This is a genomic window from Pseudomonas sp. 1D4 (genome assembly GCF_001728925.1).
GTDB classification, from domain to species: domain Bacteria; phylum Pseudomonadota; class Gammaproteobacteria; order Pseudomonadales; family Pseudomonadaceae; genus Metapseudomonas; species Metapseudomonas otitidis.
Window position 1 is genome coordinate 1 of sequence record NZ_LXJQ01000131.1, and the last position, 616, is coordinate 616.

General features: G+C 63.8%; 1 protein-coding gene. It reads right to left on the reverse strand.

The features are described 5' to 3' along the window. The coding region (locus A7D27_RS26880; RefSeq protein WP_139134214.1) for a transposase at positions 1-616 on the reverse strand (616 nt) is incomplete at both ends.

Below are 616 nucleotides of genomic sequence, written 5' to 3' on the forward strand. Positions count from 1 at the left end.
CGTATCGCAGCCAGGCTCGCCAGCGCTGCCAGCCCTCCCGCACGCTGGGGGCGTACCAGATATCCTTCAGGGCATCCTTGAGCACATAGGCCGTGGCCAGTGGCTGGTTGGCAGCCAGCAGCTCCTGCAACTGCACGGCCTGCCCATCCTTGAGGTTTTCGCGATTGCGCAGCAGCAGCCAGCGGCTTTGCTTGACCGCCTTGCGCGCGGGTTTGTCTTCACGCAGGAGATTGGCCTGGTCGACTCGGATACGGTCGATCACGTCGCGGCCGTAGCGCGCCACCACATGGAACAGGTCGTACACCACTTCGGCCTGTGGGCAATGCCGCTTCACCTCCAGATCAAAGGCCGTGTTCATGTCCATGGCCACCGCCTCGATCTGCTGACACTGCTCGCCGAGTAGTTCGAAGAACGGGCGGATCGCCTCACGGCTGTTGCCATGTCCGACCCACAGGACCCGCGTCCGCTCGGCATCCATGATCACCGTGGCGTAGCGGTGGCCCTTGTGCAGGGCAAACTCGTCCATCACCAGCCGACGCACCTCGCCTGGCTCAAACGCGCCAACCGACGCTTCCAGGCGGTGTTTATCCAGCGTCTTGAGGGTGTGCCAGTGCAG